This is a genomic window from Kitasatospora sp. NPDC057542 (assembly GCF_042801945.1).
GTDB lineage: Bacteria > Actinomycetota > Actinomycetes > Streptomycetales > Streptomycetaceae > Kitasatospora.
Window position 1 is genome coordinate 1 of record NZ_JBHVFE010000522.1, and the last position, 5,882, is coordinate 5,882.

Consider the following 5,882-nt stretch of genomic DNA (forward strand, 5'->3'; position numbering starts at 1 on the left):
GTTCGCGTCAACCGGCCCGAGCGGCTCAGTCCTCGTCGTCGTCGCCCTCGATGGCGGCCTGGCGGCCGCTGGACAGCGCCTCGAAGGCGAGGAACTCGGCCTCGGCCGCGTCCCGGCCCTTCTGCTTCTCGCGGCGGCGGTCGACCGCCGGGCGCTGGGTCTCCATGCGGTGGTCCTCACCGCGGCGGCCGAGCATCTCGGCGCCGGCGGCCATGGTCGGCTCCCAGTCGAAGACGACGGCGTTCTCCTCGGGGCCGATGATGACGGTGTCACCCTCGTGCGCCCCGACCTTCCACAGCTGCTCCTCGACGCCGAGGCGGGCCAGCCGGTCGGCGAGGTAGCCGACGGCCTCGTCGTTGGCGAAGTCGGTCTGGCGGACCCAGCGCTCCGGCTTGGCGCCACGGATGCGGTAGGCGCCGTCCTCCTCGGTGATGGTGAAGCCCGCGTCGTCGACGGCCTTGGGCCGCAGCACGATCCGGGTGGACTCCTCGGCCGGCTTGGCGGCGCGTGCCTCGGCGACGATCCCGCCCATCGCGAAGCTCAGCTCGCGCAGGCCCTTGCGGGAGGCGGCGGAGACCTCGAACACCCGGTAGCCGCGCTCCTCCAGGGAGGCGCGGGTCAGGTCGGCGATGTCCTGGCCGTCCGGGACGTCCACCTTGTTGAGCGCGACCAGGCGCGGGCGGTCGTCCAGGCCGCCGTACTCGGCGAGTTCGGCCTCGATGGTCTCCAGGTCGGTCAGCGGGTCACGGCCGGGCTCCAGGGTGGCGCAGTCCAGCACGTGCACCAGCACCGAGCAGCGCTCCACGTGCCGCAGGAACTCCAGGCCCAGGCCGCGGCCCTGGCTGGCGCCCGGGATCAGGCCGGGCACGTCGGCGATGGTGTAGACGACGTCGCCCGCGGTGACCACGCCGAGGTTGGGGATCAGGGTGGTGAACGGGTAGTCCGCGATCTTCGGCTTGGCGGCGGAGAGCACCGAGATCAGCGAGGACTTGCCGGCGCTCGGGTACCCCACCAGGGCCACGTCGGCGACGGACTTGAGCTCCATCACGATGTCGCGGGCCTCGCCGGGCTCGCCGAGCAGCGCGAAGCCGGGCGCCTTGCGGCGGGCCGAGGCCAGCGCGGCGTTGCCGAGGCCGCCGCGGCCGCCCTGGGCGGCGACGAAGCTGGTGCCGTGCCCGACCAGGTCGGCCAGCACGTTGCCCTTGCGGTCCAGCACCACGGTGCCGTCCGGCACCAGCAGGACGAGGTTCTCGCCGTCCGCGCCGGTGCGGTGGCCGCCCGCGCCCGGCTTGCCGTTGGTGGCCTTGCGCTTGGGCGAGTGGTGGTATTCGAGCAGGGTGGTGACCTGCGAGTCCACGGTGAGGATGACGCTGCCGCCCTCACCGCCGTTGCCGCCGTCCGGCCCGCCGAGCGGCTTGAACTTCTCGCGGTGCACGGAGGCGCAGCCGTGGCCCCCGTTACCCGCGGCGACGTGAAGTTCGACGCGGTCCACGAAGGTGGTCATGGGGTGTGCCTCCAGTGCGCGAGAGTCTGCTTGCTGCTGTGTAAAGCGTGAAGGGTGGACCGGAGAATTCCGGCCCACCCTTCACTGTGAGTCTTCTCAGACTCGGGAGTCCGCGGGGACTCAGGCCTCGACGGCCACGATGTTGACGACCTTGCGGCCGCGACGGTTGCCGAACTGCACCGCACCGGCGGTCAGCGCGAACAGGGTGTCGTCGCCACCGCGGCCGACACCGGCACCCGGGTGGAAGTGGGTGCCGCGCTGGCGGACGAGGATCTCGCCGGCGGAGACGACCTGGCCGCCGAAGCGCTTCACGCCGAGGCGCTGGGCGTTCGAGTCACGGCCGTTGCGGGTAGAGCTTGCGCCCTTCTTGTGTGCCATATCTCGCTATCCCCTTACTTGCTGACCGAGTCGATGCTGGTGATGCGCACCGCGGTGTGCTGCTGACGGTGACCCTGACGGCGGCGGTAGCCGGTCTTGTTCTTGTAGCGCAGGATGACGATCTTGTCACCCTTGGTCTGGTCGACCACCTCGGCGTGAGCCTTCACGCCGGCCAGGACCCACGGGTCGGAGGTGACAGCGTCACCGTCGACGACGAGGATGGTCGAGAGCTCGACCGAGTCACCCGGCTTGGCCTCGATACGGTCGATCTCCAGCACGTCGCCGACGGCGACCTTGTGCTGGCGGCCGCCTGCGCGAACGATCGCGTACATGCGGTACCTGCTTTCCTTGCTCGGTCGGAACCCCCGACGCCAGCCACCTGGGTACGGACACAGGAGCCTCTCCCCGGCCCACCGCGCGGACGCGGCGACCTCGGGAAGGTGATGTGCTCGGGAGCAATGGCGTAGACACGCCGATGGTCAAGAATACGGACCGGCCGCCCGGGGGGCAAACCGGCCCGTACGGCCCGGGGCGGAATCGCTCCCGCCCCGGGCGTGGGCACTACTCGGCCGCCGTATCACCCTCGGCGGCCGCGGCCTTCTTGGCCGCCGCGCTCGTCCGCTTGGTCGCGGTCTTGCGGGCGGTGGTCTTCTTGGCCGCAGTGGTGGTCTTCTTCGCTGCGGTCTTCTTGGCGGCGGTCTTCCGGGCGGCCCGCTTCTTCGGCGCCGGCGCCTCCTCGGCAGGAGCCTCCTCGACCGGGGCCTCGGCGGCCTCGGCGACGGACTCCGCAGCGGCCGGGGCCTCGACGGCCGCGGCCTCCGCGACCACGACCGGCTCGGCCGGCGCCTCGGCGGCAACCTCGGCAACGGCTTCCGCGGCCTCCACGGCAGCCGGGGCGACGGCCTCCAGGGCCGCCTCCAGCGCCGCTTCGGCCTTGGCCTGGAGCACCACGATCTCGGCGGTGTTCGGCGAGCCGGCCGGAGCGGTCGCCTTGCGCACCGCCCGGCGGCGCGGACGGCCGACCGGAGCGGCGGCCGGGGCCGGGGCCTCGACCACGGGAGCCTCGACGACCGGGGCCTGCGCGGCCGCCTCGGCCGGGGCCTCGACGCCCGGGACCTCCAGGGCCAACTGGCCCTCGATCTCCTCGCGCACCGGCTCGGCCGGCTCCGCGACGGCCTCCGCCACCACCGGCTCGGCCACGGCGGCCACCGCGGCCTCGACGGCCTGCGGCTCCTCGTGGCCCGCGCCGCCCTTGCCCCGGCGGCGGCGCTTGCCGCCGCCCGAGGCGGCCTCGCCCGCCGCCACGGGGGCGTGGACGTGGACGCTCGGCTGCTCCATGTGGACGATCACGCCGCGGCCGTTGCAGTGCACGCACGGCTCGGAGAAGGACTCCAGCAGACCCTGGCCGACCCGCTTGCGGGTCATCTGGACCAGGCCCAGCGAGGTGACCTCGGCCACCTGGTGCTTGGTCCGGTCCCGGCCCAGGCACTCCAGCAGGCGGCGCAGCACCAGGTCGCGGTTGGACTCCAGCACCATGTCGATGAAGTCGATCACGATGATGCCGCCGAGGTCGCGCAGCCGCAGCTGGCGCACGATCTCCTCGGCCGCCTCGATGTTGTTCCGGGTGACCGTCTCCTCCAGGTTGCCGCCCTGGCCGACGAACTTCCCGGTGTTGACGTCGATGACGACCATCGCCTCGGTGCGGTCGATCACCAGCGAACCGCCGCTGGGCAGCCAGACCTTGCGGTCCAGCGCCTTCATCAGCTGCTCGTCGATCCGGTAGGTGGCGAACACGTCCACCTCGGAGGTCCACCGCTGGAGCCGCTCGGCAAGGTCCGGGGCCACGTTGGAGACGTACTCGTGGATGGTCTTCCACGCCTCGTCGCCGGAGACGATGACCTTGCTGAAGTCCTCGTTGAAGATGTCGCGGACGACCCGGACGGTCATGTCCGGCTCGCCGTACAGCAGCGCCGGGGCGTTGCCGGTCGCGGCCTTCTTCTGGATGTCCTCCCACTGCTGCTGGAGGCGCTGGACGTCGCGGGTCAGCTCCTCCTCGGAGGCGCCCTCGGCCGCGGTGCGCACGATGACGCCCGCGTCGTCCGGGACGATCTTCTTGAGGATCTGCTTCAGCCGGGCGCGCTCGTTCTCCGGGAGCTTGCGCGAGATGCCGGTCATCGAGCCCTCGGGCACGTACACCAGGTAGCGGCCGGGCAGCGAGATCTGGCTGGTCAGGCGGGCGCCCTTGTGGCCGATCGGGTCCTTGGAGACCTGCACCAGCACGGACTGGCCGGACTTCAGCACCGACTCGATCCGGCGCGGGCCGCCGTGGCCGCCCAGCGCACCGAAGTTGACCTCACCGGCGTACAGCACCGCGTTGCGGCCCTTGCCGATGTCGACGAAGGCGGCCTCCATCGACGGCAGCACGTTCTGGACCTTGCCCAGGTAGACGTTGCCGACGTACGAGGTGGCCTGCTCCTTGTTGACGTAGTGCTCGACCAGCACGCCGTCCTCAAGCACGCCGATCTGGGTGCGCTGGCCGCTCTGGCGCACCACCATGACGCGCTCGACCGACTCCCGGCGGGCCAGGAACTCGGCCTCGGTGATGATCGGCACCCGGCGGCGGCCCAGCTCGCGACCCTCGCGGCGGCGCTGCTTCTTGGCCTCCAGACGGGTCGAGCCCTTGATGGACTGCACCTCGTCCGGGTCGAAGGACGGCTCGGTGGAACGGCGGCGCGGCTCGCGCACCTTCACCACCGTGCGGACGCCGTCCTCGGTGGTCTCGGCGGTCTCGACGGCACCGGTCTCACCGCTGCGGCGGCGGCGGCGACGGCGGCGGCGCGACGAGGACAGGCCGGCGGCCAGCTCGTCGTCCTCCTCGCCCTCCTCCTCGGAGACGGCCTCGGCCGGCTCCTCGGCAGCGGGCTGCTCGGTCTCGGCGGCCTCGGCCGCCTCGAAGTCCTCGGCCTCGCCACGGCGACGGCGACGGCCGCCACGACGACGACGGCGCGACGGACGGCCGTCCTCCTCCCACTCGCCCTCGGTCTCCGGACCGGCGGCGGGGGCCTCCACGGCGGGCGCCTCGACGGCCGGAGCCTCGGCGGCGGGCGCCTCGACCGGCGCCTTCACCGGCGCCTGGGCGGCCGGCTTGCGACGGGTCGGCTCGACCCGGGTGCGGACCCGGCGGCGACGGCCGACACCGCTGTACTCGTACTCGTCCTCCTCGCGCTCGGCCGCGGCCGGGGCCTCGACCTGCGCCGGGGCGGCGGCGGGCTGCTGCGGCTCGGACGGCGCGACGAAGGGGGCCGGCTCCTGGAACACCGGCGCCTGGAAGATCGCGGTGGCCGGGCGGACGGCGCGGCGGCGCACCCGGTGGTGCGGCTCGGCCTCGGCGGCCGGGGCGGGCTGGGCCACCGGCTCGGCGGGAGCCTCGGCAGCCTCCTCCTCGGGCTCCTCCGCGACGGCGGGCTCCTCGGCCTGCGGCTCCTCGGCGGCGGGCTCCTCCGCCGGGGCCTCGACGACCGGCGCGGCCTCGACCACGCGACGGCGGCGGGTGCGGCGGGCCGGAGCGGCGGGGGCCTCCTCGGCCACCGGCTCGGCGGCGGGGGCCTCGACGGCCGGCGCCTCGGAGGCGGGGACCTCGGCCTCGGCGCGCTTGCGGGTCCGGCGGGCCCGGGCGGGCTTCTCGGCCTTCTCCGCCGTCTCGGTCGTGTCCGCCTTCTTGGCCTTCTCGGCCTTCGCGGTGGTGGCCGCCTCGGCCTGCTCGGCGGTGTCCGGCGCGGTCACCACGATCGGGGTGGCCTCCGGCGCCCCGGCCGGGGCCTCCGCGCGCTTGCGGGTCCGGCGGGCCCGGACCGGCTTCTCGGCGACCGGCTCGGCCGCCGGCTCCACGGCCGGAGCCGGGGTGGGCGCGGCCGTCGGCGCCTCGGCCGGCAGAACCGTCTCGGCCGTCTCGGCCGCGGCACCCTGCGGGGTGCCCGCCGGGCGGGACACCGCACGGCGA

Annotated in this window: 4 protein-coding genes; all 4 read right to left on the reverse strand. The window is 73.9% G+C overall.

The window, feature by feature from the left end; genetic code table 11:
* Window positions 1-25: 25 nt before the first annotated feature.
* Window positions 26-1,504, reverse strand: coding sequence for a GTPase ObgE (obgE, locus tag ACFU7Y_RS38425; RefSeq protein ID WP_224284858.1), 1,479 nt, complete (start codon window positions 1,502-1,504; stop codon window positions 26-28).
* A 120-nt stretch (window positions 1,505-1,624) separates the two neighbouring features.
* Window positions 1,625-1,882 (reverse strand): 50S ribosomal protein L27, encoded by a 258-nt coding sequence (rpmA, locus tag ACFU7Y_RS38430; protein WP_030058248.1) that lies wholly within the window; start codon window positions 1,880-1,882, stop codon window positions 1,625-1,627.
* Window positions 1,883-1,896: 14 nt separating this feature from the next.
* A complete protein-coding gene (gene rplU, locus ACFU7Y_RS38435) occupies window positions 1,897-2,214 on the reverse strand; it encodes a 50S ribosomal protein L21 (RefSeq protein ID WP_045696828.1) in 318 nt (105 codons plus the stop codon).
* A gap of 229 nt (window positions 2,215-2,443) precedes the next feature.
* Window positions 2,444-5,882 (reverse strand): ribonuclease E/G (locus tag ACFU7Y_RS38440; protein ID WP_380771135.1); only part of this gene is annotated, 3,439 nt, incomplete at its 5' end.